The organism is Rhodococcus sp. A14 (assembly GCF_011603105.1).
Classification (GTDB): domain Bacteria; phylum Actinomycetota; class Actinomycetes; order Mycobacteriales; family Mycobacteriaceae; genus Rhodococcus_F; species Rhodococcus_F opacus.
Genome location: NZ_JAAOQS010000002.1, coordinates 188,080 through 208,169 on the forward strand (window position 1 = coordinate 188,080; position 20,090 = coordinate 208,169).

General features: G+C 66.3%; 19 protein-coding genes and 1 tRNA gene. 11 read left to right on the plus strand and 9 right to left on the minus strand.

Annotated features, from left to right (window positions below):
• Nucleotides 1–42: 42 nt before the first annotated feature.
• Nucleotides 43–1,386: a polysaccharide pyruvyl transferase family protein gene (locus tag G9373_RS02095; RefSeq protein ID WP_120659450.1), complete on the minus strand. Its 1,344-nt coding sequence runs from the start codon at nucleotides 1,384–1,386 to the stop codon at nucleotides 43–45.
• Between the two features lie 207 nt (nucleotides 1,387–1,593).
• Between G9373_RS02095 and G9373_RS02100 the strand changes: the two genes are divergently transcribed.
• On the plus strand, nucleotides 1,594–2,964 hold the full coding sequence (locus G9373_RS02100) for a glutamate-1-semialdehyde 2,1-aminomutase (RefSeq protein ID WP_054246056.1): 1,371 nt from the start codon (nucleotides 1,594–1,596) through the stop codon (nucleotides 2,962–2,964).
• 747 nt (nucleotides 2,965–3,711) lie between these two features.
• A complete protein-coding gene (locus G9373_RS02105) occupies nucleotides 3,712–4,587 on the plus strand; it encodes a class I SAM-dependent methyltransferase (protein WP_133986370.1) in 876 nt (291 codons plus the stop codon).
• 76 nt (nucleotides 4,588–4,663) lie between these two features.
• On the opposite strand, the gene G9373_RS02110 is transcribed toward G9373_RS02105, so the two are convergent.
• The 3 genes from G9373_RS02110 to G9373_RS02120 form a co-directional block, all read right to left on the minus strand.
• A complete protein-coding gene (locus G9373_RS02110) occupies nucleotides 4,664–5,509 on the minus strand; it encodes a polysaccharide lyase (protein ID WP_167113723.1) in 846 nt (281 codons plus the stop codon).
• A 298-nt stretch (nucleotides 5,510–5,807) separates the two neighbouring features.
• Nucleotides 5,808–6,449, minus strand: coding sequence for a ScbR family autoregulator-binding transcription factor (locus G9373_RS02115; protein WP_037203446.1), 642 nt, complete (start codon nucleotides 6,447–6,449; stop codon nucleotides 5,808–5,810).
• A gap of 114 nt (nucleotides 6,450–6,563) precedes the next feature.
• The gene (locus G9373_RS02120) at nucleotides 6,564–7,178 is read right to left on the minus strand and encodes a TetR/AcrR family transcriptional regulator (RefSeq protein ID WP_206031502.1); all 615 of its coding nucleotides are present in this window, start codon (nucleotides 7,176–7,178) and stop codon (nucleotides 6,564–6,566) included.
• Between the two features lie 236 nt (nucleotides 7,179–7,414).
• Between G9373_RS02120 and G9373_RS02125 the strand changes: the two genes are divergently transcribed.
• The 8 genes from G9373_RS02125 to G9373_RS02160 all read left to right on the plus strand — a co-directional run bounded on the left by G9373_RS02125 (nucleotide 7,415) and on the right by G9373_RS02160 (nucleotide 13,853).
• A tRNA-Gln gene (locus G9373_RS02125) sits at nucleotides 7,415–7,485 on the plus strand.
• A 75-nt stretch (nucleotides 7,486–7,560) separates the two neighbouring features.
• Nucleotides 7,561–9,063, plus strand: coding sequence for a bifunctional UDP-N-acetylglucosamine diphosphorylase/glucosamine-1-phosphate N-acetyltransferase GlmU (gene glmU, locus G9373_RS02130; protein WP_167113726.1), 1,503 nt, complete (start codon nucleotides 7,561–7,563; stop codon nucleotides 9,061–9,063).
• Nucleotides 9,060–10,040, plus strand: coding sequence for a ribose-phosphate diphosphokinase (locus G9373_RS02135; RefSeq protein ID WP_005568652.1), 981 nt, complete (start codon nucleotides 9,060–9,062; stop codon nucleotides 10,038–10,040). Before glmU ends, G9373_RS02135 begins: the two co-directional genes overlap by 4 nt.
• Before the next feature lie 70 nt (nucleotides 10,041–10,110).
• On the plus strand, nucleotides 10,111–10,746 hold the full coding sequence (locus G9373_RS02140; protein ID WP_005568654.1) for a DUF2461 domain-containing protein: 636 nt from the start codon (nucleotides 10,111–10,113) through the stop codon (nucleotides 10,744–10,746).
• Between the two features lie 264 nt (nucleotides 10,747–11,010).
• Nucleotides 11,011–11,574: a hypothetical protein gene (locus G9373_RS02145; protein ID WP_133986367.1), complete on the plus strand. Its 564-nt coding sequence runs from the start codon at nucleotides 11,011–11,013 to the stop codon at nucleotides 11,572–11,574.
• Nucleotides 11,575–11,617: 43 nt separating this feature from the next.
• A complete protein-coding gene (locus tag G9373_RS02150; RefSeq protein WP_005255557.1) occupies nucleotides 11,618–12,004 on the plus strand; it encodes a hypothetical protein in 387 nt (128 codons plus the stop codon).
• Between the two features lie 54 nt (nucleotides 12,005–12,058).
• Nucleotides 12,059–13,285 (plus strand): cytochrome P450, encoded by a 1,227-nt coding sequence (locus G9373_RS02155; protein WP_167113729.1) that lies wholly within the window; start codon nucleotides 12,059–12,061, stop codon nucleotides 13,283–13,285.
• On the plus strand, nucleotides 13,275–13,853 hold the full coding sequence (locus G9373_RS02160) for a TetR/AcrR family transcriptional regulator (protein WP_167113731.1): 579 nt from the start codon (nucleotides 13,275–13,277) through the stop codon (nucleotides 13,851–13,853). The genes G9373_RS02155 and G9373_RS02160 overlap by 11 nt, the downstream gene beginning before the upstream one ends.
• Nucleotides 13,854–13,938: 85 nt before the next feature.
• Here G9373_RS02160 and G9373_RS02165 read toward each other — a convergent pair whose 3' ends face one another.
• The 5 genes from G9373_RS02165 to egtA all read right to left on the minus strand — a co-directional run bounded on the left by G9373_RS02165 (nucleotide 13,939) and on the right by egtA (nucleotide 18,732).
• Nucleotides 13,939–14,424 (minus strand): hypothetical protein, encoded by a 486-nt coding sequence (locus G9373_RS02165; protein WP_005574296.1) that lies wholly within the window; start codon nucleotides 14,422–14,424, stop codon nucleotides 13,939–13,941.
• Between the two features lie 70 nt (nucleotides 14,425–14,494).
• Nucleotides 14,495–15,469, minus strand: a complete 975-nt coding sequence (egtD, locus tag G9373_RS02170) for an L-histidine N(alpha)-methyltransferase (protein WP_005574298.1) — start codon at nucleotides 15,467–15,469, stop codon at nucleotides 14,495–14,497.
• On the minus strand, nucleotides 15,466–16,212 hold the full coding sequence (egtC, locus tag G9373_RS02175; protein WP_037203445.1) for an ergothioneine biosynthesis protein EgtC: 747 nt from the start codon (nucleotides 16,210–16,212) through the stop codon (nucleotides 15,466–15,468). Before egtC ends, egtD begins: the two co-directional genes overlap by 4 nt.
• Before the next feature lies 1 nt (nucleotide 16,213).
• On the minus strand, nucleotides 16,214–17,518 hold the full coding sequence (gene egtB, locus G9373_RS02180; RefSeq protein ID WP_043793786.1) for an ergothioneine biosynthesis protein EgtB: 1,305 nt from the start codon (nucleotides 17,516–17,518) through the stop codon (nucleotides 16,214–16,216).
• Nucleotides 17,518–18,732 (minus strand): ergothioneine biosynthesis glutamate--cysteine ligase EgtA, encoded by a 1,215-nt coding sequence (gene egtA / locus G9373_RS02185; RefSeq protein ID WP_005255517.1) that lies wholly within the window; start codon nucleotides 18,730–18,732, stop codon nucleotides 17,518–17,520. The genes egtB and egtA overlap by 1 nt, the downstream gene beginning before the upstream one ends.
• Nucleotides 18,733–18,878: 146 nt before the next feature.
• Here egtA and G9373_RS02190 point away from each other — a divergent pair, with 146 nt between their 5' ends.
• Entirely contained in the window at nucleotides 18,879–20,054 is a 1,176-nt protein-coding gene (locus G9373_RS02190) for an aminotransferase class V-fold PLP-dependent enzyme (protein ID WP_065490025.1), read from the plus strand.
• The last annotated feature ends 36 nt before the right edge of the window (nucleotides 20,055–20,090 follow it).

Here is a 20,090-nt window from a genome sequence, read left to right on the forward strand (position 1 = left end):
GCATTCGTCAGCCCGTGATTCGACCGGAACACGAATGGCGCGTTACTGTTCCGTTGCCCGGCGCGGGTTCTCCGACTCTACGAGCGCGTACACGCGCTCGAACGCCCGCCTACTCGCACACACCTGCGCGCGCGCCTCAGCACGCAGGCCGGAACGCAGATCCGGAGCGGCCTGCCACATATGGTGAACCGCACGCGTGAGTCGTTCCTCGAGCCCGTCCTCAGCGAGTTGCACCAACTCGACGCCGCCGGGGAACATCCCGCTCAGACCACCGAGTTTGTCGTCGTAATAGCGCGATGTGGACAAACCCACCACCGGAATACCTTGGGCAAGAGCGAAAACGGCAACGTGGTATGCGCCGGTGACGAGTACCCGGCACCGCGCCACTTCGGCCACCAGATCTCGGGCACTGGCGAAGCGCCCCAGTATGGGTCTCACGACCGGAAACCCGTCGACCAACGGCATCGTCGAGCGACGATCCTCGGCCTCGTACTCGGAGACGATCAGCGGAACGAGACCAGCATCGACGCTACCAGCGAACCCCCGGACCACACGTCCGACGACATCTTGTGCACCGCCCGTGACCTGGGAGTATCCCGCAACGCGAAGACATACCCCGATGTCTGTCCCGATCGGGTCCGATCGCATGTCGTAGGCCAGTTCCACGGCATCGTCGCCGGTGACCACGATCCTCTCGGAGGACACGCCGAGCGACCGCAGGAGCGCCGGGCCTCGCACTCCCTCTCGGACCGCGATGAGATCGACCTTGGGCAGGACGTGCGAGGCATGGGCGACGAGGTGTTCACCCGTGAGCGGTCCAATGCCCTGACCACACATCGCGGTCGGTATCTGCAGGTCAGCCGCGCACTCGAGCAGATCGAGGGTTCGGTGGGCCTGATAGGGATCTACGTCGGTCATGTAGCCACCACCCATGGCGAGCACGAGTGACGCATCACGGACGGCCATCGGAATGCGCGGAATGCGCCCGGTTTCGTCGGGCACGGCGACCGATCCGCGGAGGGAGTCACGAACCCTGCGCGCGTAACGCCGTGGACGATCCGAGGCAGCCCACCAGCCCTCCGACACCGGGCCGACCAGTTGGGGCCCGGCATACGCAGGTAATTGCCACCATGGTCCGGATCGCGCCCATCTGCTCCCACGGCGATAGGTGACCGGCTCGGCGCTCGGAGCGAACGCGCGCAACAACGACGGTGCATAGGTCAGGACGCCGAGCCGCGCACCGGGCCATCGCTCGCTCAATCTCCTGACGGTGACGTCGAGGATGGCGAGATCACCTCTATTGGTGAGCCAGTACTCCCCGTTTTCGATCAGTACGCGCACAGTCGAACTGTCGATGCCCGTCGAGTCGGCCTCATAGTTCGCCATTACTGTCCTTGAAGAGTCCGGAGAAATCGGATATGGCTACAGTCTCGCGCGACAACGCTGGGCCGACAACAGTCTCGTCAGATGCAGCCCGCGGAACAGATTTCCGATCGACGCCGCTTGCGAGTGCACCCCGACGGGGAGAGACTCGTGTCGACAGTACCGCACAACGTGAAGGCACTGCACCCCTCCACACCCCGGAGTTCGGCTATGTCGAATGCACGCGACGACGGCTCGGCCCGCCCGTCGTTCACACGCTCCAACGAACTGCAGTCCCGCCTGAACCGATTGGTCCCGGGCGGCGCACACACCTACGCGCGCGGTCCCGACCAGTATCCGGACTTCATGGCACCCGTTCTCGTCCGCGGTTCAGGCGCCCGTGTGTGGGATGCGGACGGAAACAATTTCATCGAATACGGCATGGGTCTTCGATCGGTGACGTTGGGGCACGGCTACCGTCCTGTCGTGAACGCCGTCTGCGCGGCGATCGCCGATGGAACGAACTTCAGCCGGCCGACCGATCTCGAACTGCAGGCCGCGGAAGACTTCCTCGAACTGGTTCCCGCAGCAGACATGGTGAAGTTCGCCAAGAACGGGTCGGACGTCACCACCGCCGCGGTCCGCCTCGCCCGGGCGGTGACGGGCCGAGAGATGGTGGCCATCTGCAATCAACCGTTCTTCTCGGTCGACGACTGGTTTATCGGTACCACAGCGATGAACAGCGGTGTTCCCACCGATATCGGCGCCAAGTCCGCCGGTTTCGCGTTCAACGACCTCGCTTCGCTCGCCGCACTCTTCGACCGGAACGACGGTCAGATCGCCTGTGTCATCCTCGAAGCTGCGACCGCAACGGCGGAGCCGGAACCGAGCTTCCTCCAGGGTGTCCGCGCCCTCTGCGACCGGCACGGCGCACTGCTGATCTTCGACGAGATGATCACTGGATTCCGCTGGTCGGCCGGCGGCGCACAATCGCTCTACTCGGTCGAACCTGATCTGTCGTGTTGGGGAAAGGCCATGGGCAACGGCTTTCCGATATCGGCCCTCGCCGGTAAACGTGAGTACATGGACCTAGGAGGTCTGAATACGGACCGAGAGCGCGTGTTCCTCCTGTCGACCACGCACGGCCCGGAGCGCGGCGGGCTGGCAGCCTTCCGAGCGGTCGTTCACGCCTACGCCACCGAGGACCCTATATCTCACATGGTGCGGTCGGGACAACGCTTGGCCGAGGGTGTGAACAGGGCCGCGGCAGAGCTGGGTATCGCAGACTACGTCCAAGTGATGGGACGACCATCCTGCCTCGTATTCGTCACCCGAGACCCCGAACGTCAACCATCGCAGGAGTTCCGCACACTCTTCCTCCAGGAACTGTTGTCAGGTGGAGTGCTCGGTCAATCGTTCGTCACATCCGCAGCGCACACCCCGACGGACATCACCGACACTCTCGAGGCGACCCGGGGCGCACTGCAGATCTACAGCAGAGCGATCGAAGCCGGGAGTGTGGCGGGATTCCTCCGCGGGCGGCCGGTCGCCCCCGCCCTTCGCCGGTACGCCGCACCCCGCAGGATCGGGGTAGCGGACTAGTTCGTCAGCGGCAGAATCGCTTTCGTCAACGGACGATCAGATGGCGACCACACGATTCATCCATGAATTCCGGCCACAATTTCACGACCGCACCGGGTCGCGGGTGCCCTGGTCATGCCGGCACATTCGACACCTCCACCGCGCAAAACCCTCGATACCACAATGGCTGAGCCATATTGGCACCTTCCACCGGGAGGGAGACTCGTCGAAACCCTGAAAAGTGCTCTGCGAAGACAGAATTGCGACGCCCCTCCTCGTTTCGGGGGAGGCACGATCGGCATGAACCGCTCGGATGCCGTCCGACGTCGAGGGCGGGCCCCCCGGCCGAAACCGGGGGCAACGCATCCGCGTATACACAGTCCCGGTGGCGCCGATTCGCGATACTTCACGATGCGCGAACATGCCGCGAACCAGGCCCATGACCGTTACCAGCCGGTCTTCGACCGCACAGTCGAACGGCAAACCGCTGGTACCGACATTCAACGCTCGCCGGAAGACCGGTGCACCGCTATCCCGGCCCCGCCCGCCGAGCACAAGCCAGTCGACTGGAAGTACCGGAAAACCACGGAAATCTAGGTGACGGTCCAGATGCATTGTCGGTGAGTCGACGCGTTCGTCTCAGCCGCGGCGCCGCGGATGTCTACACTGTAAAACGTAAGTCGGATCTCCGTCCTCGAGTGATACGTCCTGGTCAGAGGTCTCGGCCGGGAACCCTCACTTCACTTCACCCAGGAGGTCTCGATCGACATGTCTCAACCACCGGGCGAGCCCTCGAAGGACTGGCCACCGCCAGAAGACCGAGACAGAGTTCACTGGAAAATCGAACGAGGACTGCGCGAGGAACTGTTGGCCAGCACCCCCGACACGCGCGAGTCCGTCACTCGAGATGTATACAACCGTCTGTTCGAGGAGGTTCCCTGGCATAAAGCGCACGTCACAGACGCCGCTTCCGAGGAAGCCTTCGAAGAAGGCTGGTTCCAGCAGTACGGGGCGCTGACTCGACCAACTGACACTGTGGTCGACGTAGGCTGCGGGAGAGGAGGTCTGATTCGGCGATTCGCGCCGGCCGTGCGCGAATGCATCGGCATCGACGCCTCGGACGCGATGGTGGAACTTGCGAACCAAGAGCGACCGGCCAACGCACGCTTCATGGTCGGTAGCGTGCTCGACCCACCGCTGCCGCCATCCTCGGCCGATTTCGTGATAAGCCGTCAGGTTATGGAGCACCTGCACCCTCACGATGTTCCCGAACACCTCGCCGCGGTTCTGAAGATTTTGCGGCCGGGGGGGCGCTTTCTCATCGAGACACCCAGTCGACTGACTGGTCCCTGGGATATTTCGCGCGGCTTCACTCCTGTGGCCACGGGGTTTCACCTGCGGGAATACACCAACGGGGAGTTGGGCGCCATGCTGCGCGACGCCGGCTTTCGGCGCGTGCGCAGTCGCGCCGTGCCAAGTCGGATGTTGTTACACCTTGGCAGGGCGAAGCGTCACGCGTACGTGCCGGTCGCAGTCAAGGCGATCATCGAGCGTCCGTTGCAGGCGGCTCCGATCTCCGTTCGCACGAAACTCGCCGGCCCTCTCTCGGTCCGTGAAGTCCTCTTGATTGCCGAGCGTAAATAACTTGCGCCTCAGTGCAATGCGGCCGGCCGTCGGTGCGGAGTGACCCGCAATCTGTGGAGCGACCACCGGGCACCTCCTACAGTGCCGCCTGGTCGGTGGCGCACCGGAATCCCGTGTGGAGCAAGACACCGGTGGGTTGCATAGGTTGCCGGTAGTAGCCCTCTTTGTAGTAGACGGTGCTCGTGCCGGGAATCAGCGTGCGGACGAAGTACGTGTCGGCGCCGTTGGTGAACGTCTGCGGTACGCCGTTGAGCCACAGCTTGATCCAGCCTGCGGTGTCCGATGCCGACCAATTGATCTGCATCTTCACGTCATGCCACCGACCCACGTCCAGGGGTATCTCGAAGAGGGTGAGTGTCTCCAGATAGGCGCCGGGCACGGACTGCTTCTGGACGATCAGTGACCAGTAGCCGTTCCGCTGGCCCACAGACCATGCGACCGGGGGACTTCCGACACCGACGTCCTGGTGCCACTGGTTCGTCAGCCCCCAGCCGAGGTCGGCGTGGTTCTGCGGAAATCCGGGGTCGAACTTGGTGGAGAATTGATACCAGAGTGTCTGGCCTTCGAAGCCGCCGGTTTCGTTCCCGGCCGCCACTTCGGAACGCTCGCCGTCCCCGAACGACGGGACGTCGCCGCTGCGAACCTCGAAGCGGGCCGCTCTGCCGTAGGTTCCGTCCGGGACGATGCTCGCAGAGTAACTGGGGACATAGTCCGCTCCGGACCCGTTGTAGTCCTTGGTCTGCACCGACGGCCATTGCGAGAAGTCGCCGCTGCTGTAGTCGCCGGTGAAGGTCCGGGCCACGGGGGTGGTGAACGGCGCGGCGCTCACCCCTGTCGTCACCCCGAGCGGTGTGACCGAGATGGAAAAGACGACGGCCGCAGCGACCGCAACTGAACCAAGCGCGGAACGCAAGTGGAACATGGCGGCTCCATCGATGTGGGTGAGCGCGGCCTCCAGAGCCTTCTCTTGGCCCCCGACACAGACAAGAGAGCTATATCACTTCGATGAAGAGATTACCCACCCGGCTCGACAGAAGCTAGAGCCTCAGTTGTTGACGAATCTCGACGATGCGCAGACGAACGGCGCGCCGCGGGGGGTTCCATCCGTTGATGAACCCTGGACTTCGGCCGTCGTGTGGCGATGGACCAGATGCAGTTCCCGCTCCGGGTGGGAGCGCGACGAGCGCGCGGCGGTGGAGGCACCACCGCCGGAAACGCACTCAGCGCAGCAGGCGGCGCGAGGCGAACTGCCGGAAGTACACGAGCTTCGACGGCTCGACAAGCCCGGGAAGAATGAAGTACCAGACCCGCTCCATGCGGCGAGGAAGATCGTCGAAGGCGCCGGTCGCGGTCGCGACCACATGCGCTCCCAGCAACGACCCGAGCAGAAAGGTGGAAAGCGTCCCCGTGGAGACGTCGTCCTCCGCGAGAATGTCGCCCTCCTCGACCGCTCGTGCGACAAGTCGTTCGAAACCCTGCTGCCACGAGGCCACCACGTTGCCGTGCGTCCCCTGGTAGTCGCCGATCTCGTGCTGCAGTCGCAACATCGCCGCGACGATCGGATCGGAACTCGCCGCCTCGATCGCCACATAGGACAGGGCGACGAGCGCTTCCAGCGCCGGCGTCGGCCCGTCACTGACGGACGTCATTCCGGCGGTGAGACGGATCTGGCCCTCGTCGATGACACCGCGGGCCAGGTCTTCCTTGGAACTGAAGTGGAAGTACAACGCACCTTTGGTCACACCGGACTGCTCGATGATCTCGTTGAGACCCGCGTTGGCGTACCCGAGGCGTAAGAATACGTCGGCCGCCGCCATCAGGACCGACGCCCGAGTTACCTCTGCTCGAACCTGTCTCGCCATCGACTGCCTCCCGAACAACCCCCCCGACGGGGCGCGCAAACTCCAGCGAACCCTAGCACTTGACAGGCGCAGCCCTGGCGAAGTTGAACCGCGAGTCGGAGAACGAGAACACGTTCACTGAGGTGTCGTGCGGGGCCGGTCCGTGCCCAGCTGCGGATCCGCCTCGAGATTGGTCAACCCGTTCCAGCACAGGTTGACCAGATGCGCGGCGACGACTTCCTTCGGCGGTGTCCGCTCGTCCAGCCACCAAGTCGCGGTGGTGGACACCATTCCGACCAGTGCCTGCGCGTACAGCAGGGCCAGATCCGGATTGAAGCCACGCCGCGAAAAATCGCCGGCGAGGATGTGCCCGACCTGACCGATGGCCTCGTTGAGCAGGCTCGAGTACGTGCCGTCCGGTGCCGCCACCGGAGAGTCGCGGACGAGGATGCGGAATCCGTCGGTGTGCTCCTCCACATAGGTCAGCAGCGCCAGCGCCACCCGCTCGACCCGGACCCGGGAGCGGTTCTGCTTCAGCGAGGACGTCACCATCTCCAGCAGCCGCGACATCTCCCGATCCACGACCACGGCATAGAGGCCCTCCTTGCCGCCGAAGTGTTCGTAGACGACAGGCTTGGAGACGTGCGCCCGCTGTGCGATCTCCTCGATCGACGTCGCCTCATAGCCTCGCTCGGCGAACAGGGCGCGACCGATCTCGATCAACTGCTCCCGGCGTTGCGTACCGGTCATCCGGGTGCGGACCACCCTCTCGGGGGTCGCGTCCACGTCCGTGGGTCGGGGCACCGAGGCACCATCCTTTCCTGACACTCGCGACGACGAAGTGCCGCGGGCAGCGTCGAAACACTGCAGGTAGCACCCACTCTATCGGGACGTTCGAGACAAATTTCCGCAGCGGTTCGACGGGCGGCGGGTCGGCATGCGAGGATTCTCTCGCGCAAACGGGCGTGACACCCCGTGTGTGGCAATCCGCCGTAGTGTAATGGCAGCACCTCTGATTTTGGTTCAGATAGTTCAGGTTCGAGTCCTGGCGGCGGAGCGGAGCCTGCGGAGCTGATTCCTGCAGGCGGAGCTGTCGAGAACAGCAAGAGCGGAACGATCCAGAGGGAGCTTCATGCCAGTGCAGACCGCCGTGGTCGTCCTCGCCGCCGGCGCGGGAACTCGGATGCGGTCGAAGACCCCCAAGGTGTTGCACACCTTGGGCGGACGCACGATGCTCGCGCATTCCCTGCACGCCGCCGCGGAGGTCGATCCGGCACACCTCGTCACCGTCGTCGGGCACGACAAGGAACGCGTCGGAGCCGCCGTCACTGCCCTCGAGGCCGAACTGGGCCGTCCGATTGCAATCGCCGTCCAGGAAGAGCAGAACGGCACCGGGCACGCCGTCGAATGCGGCCTGTCCGCTCTGCCCGCCGATTTCCGCGGGACCGTGCTGGTCACCGCCGCGGACGTCCCGCTGCTCGACGGCCGCACCCTGCACGCTCTCGTCGACGAGCACCGCAGCGAGCCCACGCCCGCGGCGGTCACGGTACTGACGTTCACCGCCCCGGAGCCCACGGGCTACGGGCGGATCGTCAGACTGCCCCACGACGGTGAGATCGCCGAGATCGTGGAAGAGGCCGACGCCACAGAAGAGCAGTCGGCCATCACCGAGGTCAATGCGGGTGTGTACGCGTTCGACGCCGAGTTCCTCCGCTCCGCGCTCGGGCAGCTCAACGCGAACAACGCGCAGGGTGAGCTGTACCTGACCGACGTCGTCAAGATCGCCCGCGAGGCCGGTGCACCCGTCTTCGCCGCCCACCTGTCCGACTCCGCGAAGGTCGCGGGCGCCAACGATCGCGTCCAGCTGTCGAGGCTGGCCGCCGAACTCAACCGCCGCACCGTCGATAACTGGATGCGGGCCGGCGTCACCGTCGTCGATCCGACGACCACGTGGATCGACGTCGGCGTCACGCTCGCTCGCGACGTCACCATCCATCCGGGAGTGCAGCTGCTCGGCACCACCGCCGTCGGCGAGGACGCCGTGATCGGTCCCGACACCACACTCACCGACGTGACGGTCGGCGAAGGCGCCAGCGTGGTGCGCACCCACGGCTCGGAATCGACGATCGGCGAAGGCGCCACCGTCGGCCCGTTCTCCTACCTGCGTCCCGGCACCGTCCTCGGTGCGTCCGGCAAGCTCGGCGCATTCGTCGAGACGAAGAACGCCGACATCGGAGCGCACTCCAAAGTTCCTCACCTGACCTACGTGGGCGACGCCACGATCGGCGAGTACAGCAACATCGGTGCGTCGAGCGTGTTCGTCAATTACGACGGCGTCACCAAGAGCCGTACGGTGGTGGGGTCACACGTCCGGACCGGATCGGACACCATGTTCGTCGCTCCGGTACAGGTCGGTGACGGTGCTTACACCGGCGCCGGCACGGTGCTGCGTTTCGACGTACCACCGGGGGCACTCGCGGTCTCCGGCGGGAAGCAGCGCAATATTGACGGCTGGGTGCAACGAAATCGGCCCGGTACCGCCGCCGCCGAGGCGGCAGCCGCCGCGGGACCGCACCACAGTTCAGATCTGCACGAAACCGAGAAGCAAGATTTAAAGGATGGCATAGAGCAGTGACCGCGAATTGGATCGACAACCAGAAGAACCTCATGCTTTTTTCTGGTCGCGCGCATCCGGAGCTGGCCGAACAGGTAGCGAAGGAACTCGACGTGCGGGTCACCCCGCAGACTGCCCGTGACTTCGCGAACGGCGAGATCTTCGTCCGTTTCGAGGAGTCGGTCCGCGGCTCCGACGCCTTCGTGCTGCAGAGCCACCCGGCCCCGCTGAACACGTGGGTGATGGAACAGCTGATCATGATCGACGCGCTCAAGCGCGGATCGGCCAAGCGCATCACCGCGATCCTGCCGTTCTACCCCTACGCACGCCAGGACAAGAAGCACCGCGGCCGTGAGCCCATCTCGGCTCGCCTGATCGCCGACCTCCTCAAGACGGCCGGCGCCGACCGCATCATCACGGTCGACCTCCACACCGACCAGATCCAGGGCTTCTTCGACGGCCCCGTCGACCACATGCACGCCCAGGGGCAGCTCGCCGAGTACATCCGCGGCAATTACGGCACCGAGAACATCGCCGTCGTCTCCCCCGACTCCGGTCGCGTCCGGGTCGCCGAGAAGTGGGCCGACACCCTCGGCGGCGCGCCGCTGGCGTTCATCCACAAGACGCGCGACCCGCTGGTGCCCAACCAGGTGAAGTCCAACCGCGTCGTCGGTGACGTCGACGGCCACACCTGCATCCTGATCGACGACATGATCGACACCGGTGGAACCATCGCCGGCGCCGTGAAGATCCTCAAGGAGGCCGGCGCGGGCGACGTGATCATCGCCGCCACCCACGGTGTCCTGTCCGATCCGGCGGCCGAGCGCCTCGCCGCGTGTGGTGCCAAGGAAGTCATCGTCACCAACACGCTCCCGATCGACGAGTCGAAGAAATTCCCGACCCTGACGGTGCTGTCCATCGCACCGCTGCTGGCTCGCACCATCAAGGAAGTTTTCGAGAACGGCTCGGTCACGTCGCTGTTCAACGGCAACGCCTAAGCGCTTCGCACCCGTGAGTGGTTGACGAGTCCAGACACTCGTCAACCACTCACAGGCGTAGCCTTTCTCTGTGTTCACCGGGATCCCCACCGCTGCTCTCGACTTCTACGAGGACCTCGAGGCCGACAACAGCAAGAGCTTCTGGACCGCGCACAAATCCGTCTACGACGACTCCGTGCGCGCACCCATGACCGCCCTGCTCGCGGAACTCGAATCGGAGTTCGGCGCAGGCAAGGTGTTTCGCCCCTACCGCGACGTCCGGTTCTCGAAGGACAAGACGCCCTACAAGACCCATCAGGGCGGATTCGTCGAAACCCGCCCCGGCGTGGGCTACTACGTGCAGATCGACGCCGCCGGACTGTTCGTCGCGGGCGGCTTCTATTCGCATACCCCGGTCCAGGTCGGGCGTTTCCGTGACGCCGTCGACGACGACCGCAAGGGCCGCGAACTCGTCCGGCTCGTGAAGAAGGTCCGGTCGTCGGGATTCGAGATCGGCGGCGACACACTCAAGACCCGTCCCCGCGGCGTCGCCGAGGACCATCCGCGACTCGACCTGATGCGTCACAAGTCGCTCACCGCCAGCCGGAGCTACCTCTCCCCCGACTGGATCGAAACTCCCCGCGCCGCTGACGAAGTGCGCACCGCCTGGCGTTCGATGCGGCCGCTCGTCGACTGGCTGACCACCGTCATCGGTGCCGGAGAATGAAACTTACCGGTCGGGAAAACACGTGTGGCACACAGCGTTTGCGGAGCAGTTTGCGAGCATCGGCATGATCTTCGTCACGCTTGGCCGCAGAACCGCAGGTCGTACTTACGGCGATGTGACTCGCACGCTCGAATTCCCCTACTGTGGCTCGTCGTGATCGACGCGCAGACTCTCTCCGGCCCTATCGATATCGCTGCAATTCGAAACGTCCGGCGTTGGTCGCCGGGGGCGTGCGTGTGGTGCGGAGACGACAACGCAGTCGAAATGTTCCGTAACGAACCTCGCTGTGGCACTTGCCGCGAGAAGGAATCGGTCATCGACGAGGCCCGCCGCTTCCTGGGTATGTACGGTCTGCGTCCGCTCGGCGGCACGTTGCAGTCGGACGACGACGAAGAGCGTGAGCACCGGGTCAACGCCCGCGATGCGCGTCGCGAACTCAACGAGATGAAGCTCGCGGAACTCCCGGACCCGGCCGCCGTGCGCAAGGCCCTCCGTCCCCGGGCGGCCAGTGTGGTGTCGGAGCCGCGCAGCACCTCCCATTCCGGAACGTCGTCGACCACCGCGTCGACCCGCCCGAGCACGTCCCGCACGTCCGCCACGCCGCCGGTGGCACCGGTGCGCACCGACGCCGTCGACGTCGCCGCACTCGAATCCCGCGTCACGGGTCTGCTCGATCAACTCTCGGCCATCGATGCCCAGATGAACCTGATCGGTGAGCCCGCCGGACTGGCCGCGCGTGCCCGGATCAGCGACCTCGAGAAGCAACGCGCCACCGTGCTCCGCACCCTCGCGGCGCTGGAGAAGGCCCGGATCGCGGCCGGCCAGTAGGCCACCCGTTTCGGGGTGCCGCAGGGTGATACTGTCGCCCTTCGTGCAGCCCGCCTCCTCACCCACAGCGCTCGTCATCGACGCGAAGAAACCGCCGATGGGCCCGATGCTGGTGACCCCCAATGCGCGCATCAACGGGTATCCCGTGCCGCTCAGGTGGGGACACAACGAAATTCCGGCACCGCCGGGCGTGCACCACATCCAGATCTCGGTCCCGTGGATCTGGGAGCAGGGCAGGGCGCAGATCACCGTCGACAACCGGTACCACCCGGCTCCCCCGGTGTATTACGCGTCGCCGTTCAGCAGTTTCAGCAAGGGCGCCATCGACCATCGGCCGGTGAAAAATCCTGGACTGCTCGGGTTGCTGCTCATCCTCACACCGGTACTCGTCCTGATCCTCGCCGTCGTGGCGTTCGCCCTGTTCGGCTAGAGAAGTCGCAGCCGCACCATTGACACATTGTGGAATGTGTCTCACTATCGGTACATGACCGCACATGTGTCGAGCGTCTCGTTCGTGCCGAGGTCCGGGCAATCGTGGCGGGCCCCGTGGCAGATGTACGCAGACCTGCGCGACCACGATCCGGTCCATCACGTCGTCCCCGAGGGCGCACCCGGGAACGAGTACTGGGTGCTGTCCCGGCACGCCGACGTCTACGCGGCGGCCCGGGACGCCGAGACGTTCTCCTCCGCAGCCGGCCTCACCACGACATACGGCGAGCTGGAGAAGATCGGCCTGCAGGACAATCCGCCACTGGTGATGCTCGACCCGCCCGACCACACCGCGTTCCGCCGTCTCGTGTCGAAGGGATTCACCCCACGGCAGGTCACCGCCGTCGAGCCGGACGTCCGGGCGTTCGTGGTGGAGCGCATCGAACGACTGCGGGAGACAGGTGAGGGCGATGTGGTGAAGGAACTGTTCAAGCCGTTGCCGAGCATGGTCGTCGCCCACTACCTCGGTGTCCCCGAAGAAGACCGAGCGCAGTTCGACGGCTGGACCGAGGCCATCGTCGCGGCGAATGCGCAGGGCGACACGCTGCAGGCGACGGGTGCGGTCACCGATCTGATGGGCTACTTCGCCGGACTGATCGAGCGGCGGCGCACCGACCCCGGAGACGACACGATCTCACACCTCGTCTCGGGCGGAATGGGAGCCGACGGCGACGTCACCGGGCTGCTCTCCATCCTCGGTTTCGCGTTCACGATGGTCACCGGCGGTAACGACACCACCACCGGGATGCTCGGCGGCGCAGTCCAGTTGCTCACCGAGCACCGGGATCAGCGCCGCGATCTGATCGAACATCCGGAGCTCCTCGGCGACGCCGTCGAGGAATTGCTGCGGCTCACGGCCCCCGTCCAGGGCCTCGCCCGCACGGTGACCCGCGACGTCGAGATCGACGGCACCGTCGTTCCCGAGGGACGGAAGGTGCTTCTGCTGTACGGCTCCGCGAACCGCGATCCGCGCCGGTTCGGACCGGATTCCGAGGTCCTGGACGTGCGTCGCAGTCCGAAGCAGATCCTCACGTTCAGCCACGGGGCCCACCACTGCCTGGGTGCGGCCGCAGCACGGATGCAGGCGCGGATCGCGCTCGAGGAACTGCTGGCCCGCTGCCCCGACTTCACCGTCGACATCGACGCCGTCGCCTACGCGGATGGCAACTACGTGCGCCGCCCGACTAGCGTCCCGTTCCGGGTGCGTGAGCATGACCGCTGACTGGATGCGGGACGAACGCCCCCGCCTCGCCGCCGAGCGAATCCTCGACGTCGCGGCCCAGCTGTACGTCGAGAACGGCATCGCCGCCGTCGGTATGGCCGAGGTCGCCCGGGCGGCCGGATGTTCCCGTGCCACGCTGTACCGCTACTTCGACAGCAGGCAGTCGTTGCAGCTGGCGTTCGTGCACCGCGAGGCCCAGCGCATCGGCGCGCTGGTCGCGGAGGAGGTGTCCGGGGTCGGCGACCCCAAGGACGTGATCGTGGAGGCAATGCTGGCCGCGATCCGGCTGGTGCGCGCCGACCCGACTCTGGCCGCCTGGTTCCAGCTCGGCGACTCCGGACTCGCCGCGCAGATCGCGCACTCGTCGGACGTCATCGAGTCGCTGGGCACCGCCTTCCTGGGGCAGGCGGGGTTCTCCGGGGAGGAGACGGTAAGGAAGGCACGGTGGCTCGTCCGGATCATCGTTTCCCTGCTCACCGTTCCGGGCGTCGACGACGCCGACGAACGCACGATGCTCGAGCAGTTCGTCGCGCCGGCGATCGCCGAGCACGACTCCGGACGCGCCTGACACCTGCCACCGCCCGAACGAACGGGACGCTCGTTCGATCTGACGCAACGAGCGTCCCGTTCGTCCGAGGCGAAATCGGCGACGGTCAGGGAACGAAGAAGTAACCCAGGCCCGGCACGATCGTGCCCGACGAGGCGCCGAGGACGGTCGCCGTCACATGCCCCGATCCCGTCGGCACGTCGACGACCGGTTCCTGTCCAGGCACCCCGAAGGAGCCCGACGGCACGGTGGCCGTCCCCGTCACGCCGGTACTGAGATTGAGCCACCGAATCGTGGTGGCAAACGCGTACGTCGTGCAGTTCGCGTTCGGGGTGAACGCCGGGCACATGCTCGTCGCGGACAACCGCACGACACCCGGCCCCGGGTTCGCACCGGTGGACGCGGCCAGCGACACCGTGGCGAACGGGAACGGGTCTCCGATGACACCGGTGAACGGAACCTGGAACGCCGTCGTCGTCACCGACACCGGATCGGGGACGGCAGAAGCGATGCCGGCGGACGCAGTCGTGAACGCCACAGCAGCGGCGCACGTGCCGACGAGCGTGCCGAGACGTCTGATCCTCGTTGCCATACTTACCCTTTCCTTGTCGCTGCATGTGAGTGGCACCGCGTGCGCGGGCACACAATGCCACTCACATGGGTCAGTTCCGCGCGGCGCACACCAGCGCGAAGCGGTCGTCGGGATCGGTCCAGGTGCGGTCGACGTCGAATCCCGCCTCCGCCAACTCCCGTCGGATGCCGTCGAGGGTGAACTTGGCGGAGATTTCCGTCCGCAGCTGCTCACCCTCGGTGAATTCCACGTCCAGATCCAGCTCGCCCACGCGGACCGACATGGCACGCTCGGCTTCGAGCCGCATCTCGATCCACTCGTTGTCGGCGTCCCACAGCGCGACGTGCCGGAACTCGTCCACCGGGAAATCGGCGTCGAGCTGTGTGTTGAGGACCCGCAGCACATTACGGTTGAACTCGGCGGTCACCCCGGCCGCGTCGTCGTAGGCGGGCACGAGGACGGCGGGATCGGTGACCAGTCCGACCCCGAGGAGCAGGTGCTCCCCCGGCTCGAGGACGTCGGCGATCCCGGAGAGGAACTCCGCCCGCTCGGCGGGCACCATGTTTCCGAGGGTGCCACCGAGGAACGCGATCGTGCGGCGGCCACCGCGTGGCAGGTGGTGCAACGACTCGGTGAAGTCGCTGACGACGCCGCGCACGGTCAGATTCGGGAACTCCACACCGATCTGCTCCGCCGCGCTCTCGAGCGCGGACACCGACACGTCCTGCGGTACGTACGTATGGAGGCTTCCGTGCCGCGTGCCGGCGCCCAGCAGCAACCGTGTCTTCTCCGACGACCCGGATCCGAGTTCGACGAGAATCTCCGGCGCCGCGACCTCGGCGATCTCCCCCGAATACCGTCTGAGCAGTTCCCGTTCGGTACGCGTCGGGAAGTATTCAGGTAACGCGGTGATCTGTTCGAACAGCTCGCTCCCGCGGGCGTCGTAGAAGTATTTGGGAGGCAGCCATTTCGGGTTCGACGTGAGCCCGACGGTGGCGTCCTTGCGCAGAGCGGCCTTCAGCTGCTCGGGCTGCAGGTACACCTCGAGTGTCGGTGTGGTGGTCATCGTGCTCCCATCTCGAGCGGGGTGACGATCAGGTGTCCGGGGCGTGCGCTGACGAAGTGCCGGTCCGGAATCGATTGCCATGCGGGGTTGTCGTCGTAGGGTTCGGACATCAGGATGGCCCGCTCGTCGTCGACGAGCGCCGACAGCGAGTGATGCCAGGTGGTGGCCCACAGTTCGCTGCCGTTGCCCAGCAGCAGATTCAATCGCGAGTTCGGGGCCGCGGCGACGACGTCCTGCACGAGCGCACTCATCGCCTTCTCGGGGTCCTGCTCGCCGAGTGCCCGGCGCAGGAGCAGCCACAACGCGGCCGAGTCGGTCGGTGCCTCGAGTTGCAGCAGATCGCTCACGGGTAGCTCCGCGGCGAGCGCGCCGAGCGACTCCGGCCACCCGCGCACCACCCCGTTGTGGCTGAAGGCCCAGGTCTCGTCGGAGAACGGTGCACAGGCCGTGTGCTGCACGGGCATCCCGACCGTCGCCGACCGAGCGGCGGCCATCACCGCGCGGGAGCGGATGTTCGGCAACGTCTCTCGCACGACGGGGTCGGACCACAGCGGCTGAGCACTGCGGTAGCGGGAGAAGCCGTCCGTTCCCCACCACCCCACACCGAATCCGTCGGCGTTGATGGTTCCGCCACCCCTCATGTCGTGTGGCGCGTAGGACTGGCGCAGTAGCGAGTTCTCGCCGCGACTCAGGAGGTCGCCCACCGACTGTTCCGGTCCCAGATAGCCCAGGTGTCGGCACATCTCAGCGGTCGTCTCCCGGAAGGTCCCGGGCACAGCGGAATCCGGAGAAGATCTGCCTGCGGATCGGGTGGTCCCAGTTGCGGAACGTCCCACGGCATGCCACCGGATCGGTGCCGAACGAACCGCCGCGCAGCACGCGGTAGTCGCCGCCGTAGAACACCTCCGAGTACTCGCGGTACGGGAATGCCGAGAAACCGGGATAGGGCTCGAAGGGCGACGACGTCCACTCCCACACGTCGCCGATCAGTTGATGGACGCCGAGCGGGGACGCCCCCGACGGGTATGCCCCGACCACCGCGGGTCCGAGGTGGTGCTGCCCGAGGTTGGCCAGCGAGGCGTCGGGTTCGTCGTCACCCCAGGGGAATCGGCGCGACCGGTCGGTGAACGGGTCCCATCGCGCGGCCTTCTCCCATTCGGCTTCGGTCGGAAGCCTCTTGCCGTCCCAGCGCGCGAACGCCTCGGCCTCGAAGAAGCAGACGTGCACGACCGGTTCCTGGAGATGGATCGGCTCGGTCACCCCGAACCGCCGTCGCCACCACGTTCCGCAGCCGTCGTTCTCCCAGAACTGGGGAGCGTCCAGCCCCGCTTCGAGGCGGTGCGCCCATCCCCGCTCACTCCACAATTCGGGACGTGCGTAACCACCGTCGTCCATGAACTCGAGGTAGCGGCCGTTGGTGACGGGGACGGCGTCGATCACGAACGCCGGGACGTGCACGGGGTGCGCGGACCTCTCGTTGTCGAGTGCCCACGGATCGTCCGACGTCCCCATCGTGAATTCGCCGGAGGGAATGACCACTTCGTCCTCGTCCATCGCCCCGCCGACACGCGGCGCGCTCTCCGCGGCCAGTACTGCTGCACCGGTGCGCAGTTGATGGGTGGCGAGCATCGTTTCGGCGTGCTGCTGCTCGTGCTGCGCGATCATGCCGAATGCGAATCCGTTCTCCTCGAGCGGCCGGCCCCGGAACGTGCTGCGGTCGAGCACGTCCCACGCCTTGTCTCGAACAGTTCGTATGTATTCCCTCGCCTCGTCCGGGTTCAGCAGCGGCAGGGACGGCCGGGAGTTCCTCGAATGTTTGAATGCGTCGTACAACTCGTCGATATCGCGGCGGACCGGTTCCCGGCCCCCGACATCCCGCACGAGCCACAACTCTTCCTGATTGCCGATGTGCGCGAGATCCCACACGAGCGGGCTCATCAACGGCGAATGCTGCGCGACGAGGTCTTCCCCGTCCACACAGTCCGTCAACCCGGCGGTGCGCTCCCGCGCCCGTGTCAACACCGTCTCGATCTTCTCGCGGGTACCCATCAGCGTTCCCCGCTCGGTGCCTGGCCCCGGCAACATCGCTCGGCGGCGGCATCGAGCAGTCTGACGAATTCGGGGTCGGGCGAGTACGCCGCCGCCAGCGACAGCAGAGATGTTGCCGCAGCGCGCAGTTCGAGGTCGGCCAGACCGAACTCGGCCGCGTCCCGCCAGCGTTCGGCGGTGGGCAGCGCCGCGTCGAGCGCCTCGGTCATGGCACCCGGACCCGACAGCAGCGCGTCGATCGCCGCGATGGGAACCCGCCACTGGTCACCCGGTTGCGCGTCGAGGTAGCGCACCTCGAGATGACCGGCCGCACGAACGGGCGGAAACAGGGTGGTGAGATGGTAGTCGAGGTCGGCGGGCATCGGGCGTCCGATCACGTCGTCCAGCGCGCCCTCGACCCAGTCGGCGAAAGTTGCACCGTCGGGCGCAGTCCAGTCCGTTCCGTCGTTACGGATGCACAGCAGCGGCACGTCCAGTACCCACCCCGCATAGTCCGCGATGTGCGGGGTTCCGGTGGTGCGCGGCGAATCGAGTTCGAGCCACGTTCGCATCCGCTGCGATGCCCATTGCCCGTCGGGTCCCCCGTAGAGCCGCGGCGAACACGCGAAGGCCGCGATCAATGCAGGACCGATGGCATGGAGCAGGTGCCACCGCTTCTCCACCGCAACCGGATCGGCCCCGGCGTCCACGCTGATCTGCGTTGCGGCGGTGTTGCACATCATCAGTTTCCCGAAGGGCCCGATGCCGGTGAAGTGGGATTCCATCGCGCAGTACCGCGGCGATTGGAGGAGACGCTGCGCGGGCCGGCGGGTGTCCGCGGCCTCGGACGACATGAGGATCGATTGGGACGACAACAGGTCCGCGAGAACCGCCTGATCGGCGGCGAGATAGTCGCACAATTCGCGTGCGGAGTAATAGGGGGCGCTGGACAGTTCGATCTGTCCGCCGGGTTCGACCGTGACGACGCTGCCACCAGGAAGGGGCTGAGCAGGAGAAGAGGGATCGATGGTTCTGGGAGTGTGCGGCCCGAGAGCTTCAGCGAGAGCGGCGAGGTCGGGGCGCACGTTTTCCGGCAGTTGCGCGGTCAGCCACTCCAATTCCGCGCCGATCAGCTGCGGCGGCCCAAGTTTGAAACACACACCACCCAGGTACGCCTCCGCCGCCGGCCGCGACGTGAAACACGTTGCCTCGACGGACTGAACTGCAGTAGCCATTCGACCCTCCCCTTCGGGCGCCGCCTGAACGTCGTTATCGACATTAGAGCGCCTCGGCCGTCGATGCACGCCCCAACGGCATACTTTTCGAGGAACCTGCACAGGTACGTTCGAGTCCATTCACCGCGAAAAGGGAGGTATCGGACATGCTCGACCTCGAGCAGGCGCGACGGGACACCCCGGGCTGCCTCGACAAGGTGTTCCTCGACAGCGCGGGCTCCTCGCTTCCGCCGACCCCGGTCCTGGACGCCGTGTTCGCGCACCTGCGCCGGGAAGCCGACGTGGGCGGCTACGTCGCGGCCGCCGAACGGGCCGACGATCTCGCCGCCGTCAAGTCGTCCCTGGGCCGGCTGATCGGGGCGAGCGCCGACGGCATCGCCCTGGTGGACAGTGCCACCACCGCCTGGAACGACTTCTTCCATGCCGTCCCGCTCCGGGCCGGTGACCGAGTGCTGATCTCGGAGGTCGAGTACGCCAGCAACGCCATCGCCGTCCTGCAACGGGCCCGGTCCGTGGGCGCGACGGTCGACGTGATCCCCAGCGACCCGGCGGGCCAGATCGACGTGGCCGCCCTCGAGACGCTTCTCGACGACCGGGTCCGTCTCGTGTCCCTCGTGCACGTGCCCACCAACGGCGGTCTGGTCAACCCCGTCCGCGAGGTGACGGAGCTGGCACACTCGCACGGCGCGCTCGTGCTGCTCGACGCGTGCCAGTCGGTCGGTCAGATCGCGCTCGACGTGGGCGAACTGGGCGTCGACGCGCTCTCCGCCACGGGCCGCAAATGGCTTCGTGCACCGCGGGGCACCGGCTTCCTGTACGTCCGGCCGGAACTGGCCGCGACGCTCGAGCCGGCCGCCCTCGACCTGCACAGCGCGGAGTGGACCGCAGCCGATGCGTACCGGCTCGCCACCGACGCCAGCCGGTTCGAATTCTGGGAATGCGACGTCGCCGCGCGCCTCGGACTCGGAGTGGCGGCCGACTATCTCCTCGACCTCGGGGTGGACGAGGTCGAGGTGGCCGTTGCTACCGGGGCGGAGCACCTCCGGTCGGGGCTCGCGGCGATCCCCGGTGTCACCGTGCGCGACCTCGGCGCCCGCCGCTGCGGAATCGTCTCGTTCACCGTCGACGGGTTCGATCCCGGCGACGTCCGGAAACAGCTGGCCGCCCGCAACGTCACGGTCACGGCCAGCCTGCGTGGATCGACGCTGCTGGACATGAGCGCCCGCGGACTGGACGCCGTGGTGCGGGCGTCGCCGCACTACTTCTGCTCCCCCGACGACCTCGACCGGTTCCTCGCGGAGGTGCGGACACTCGCGAACTAGGGCAGTACGCTGGAACTCACCCGAATATCAGGACTT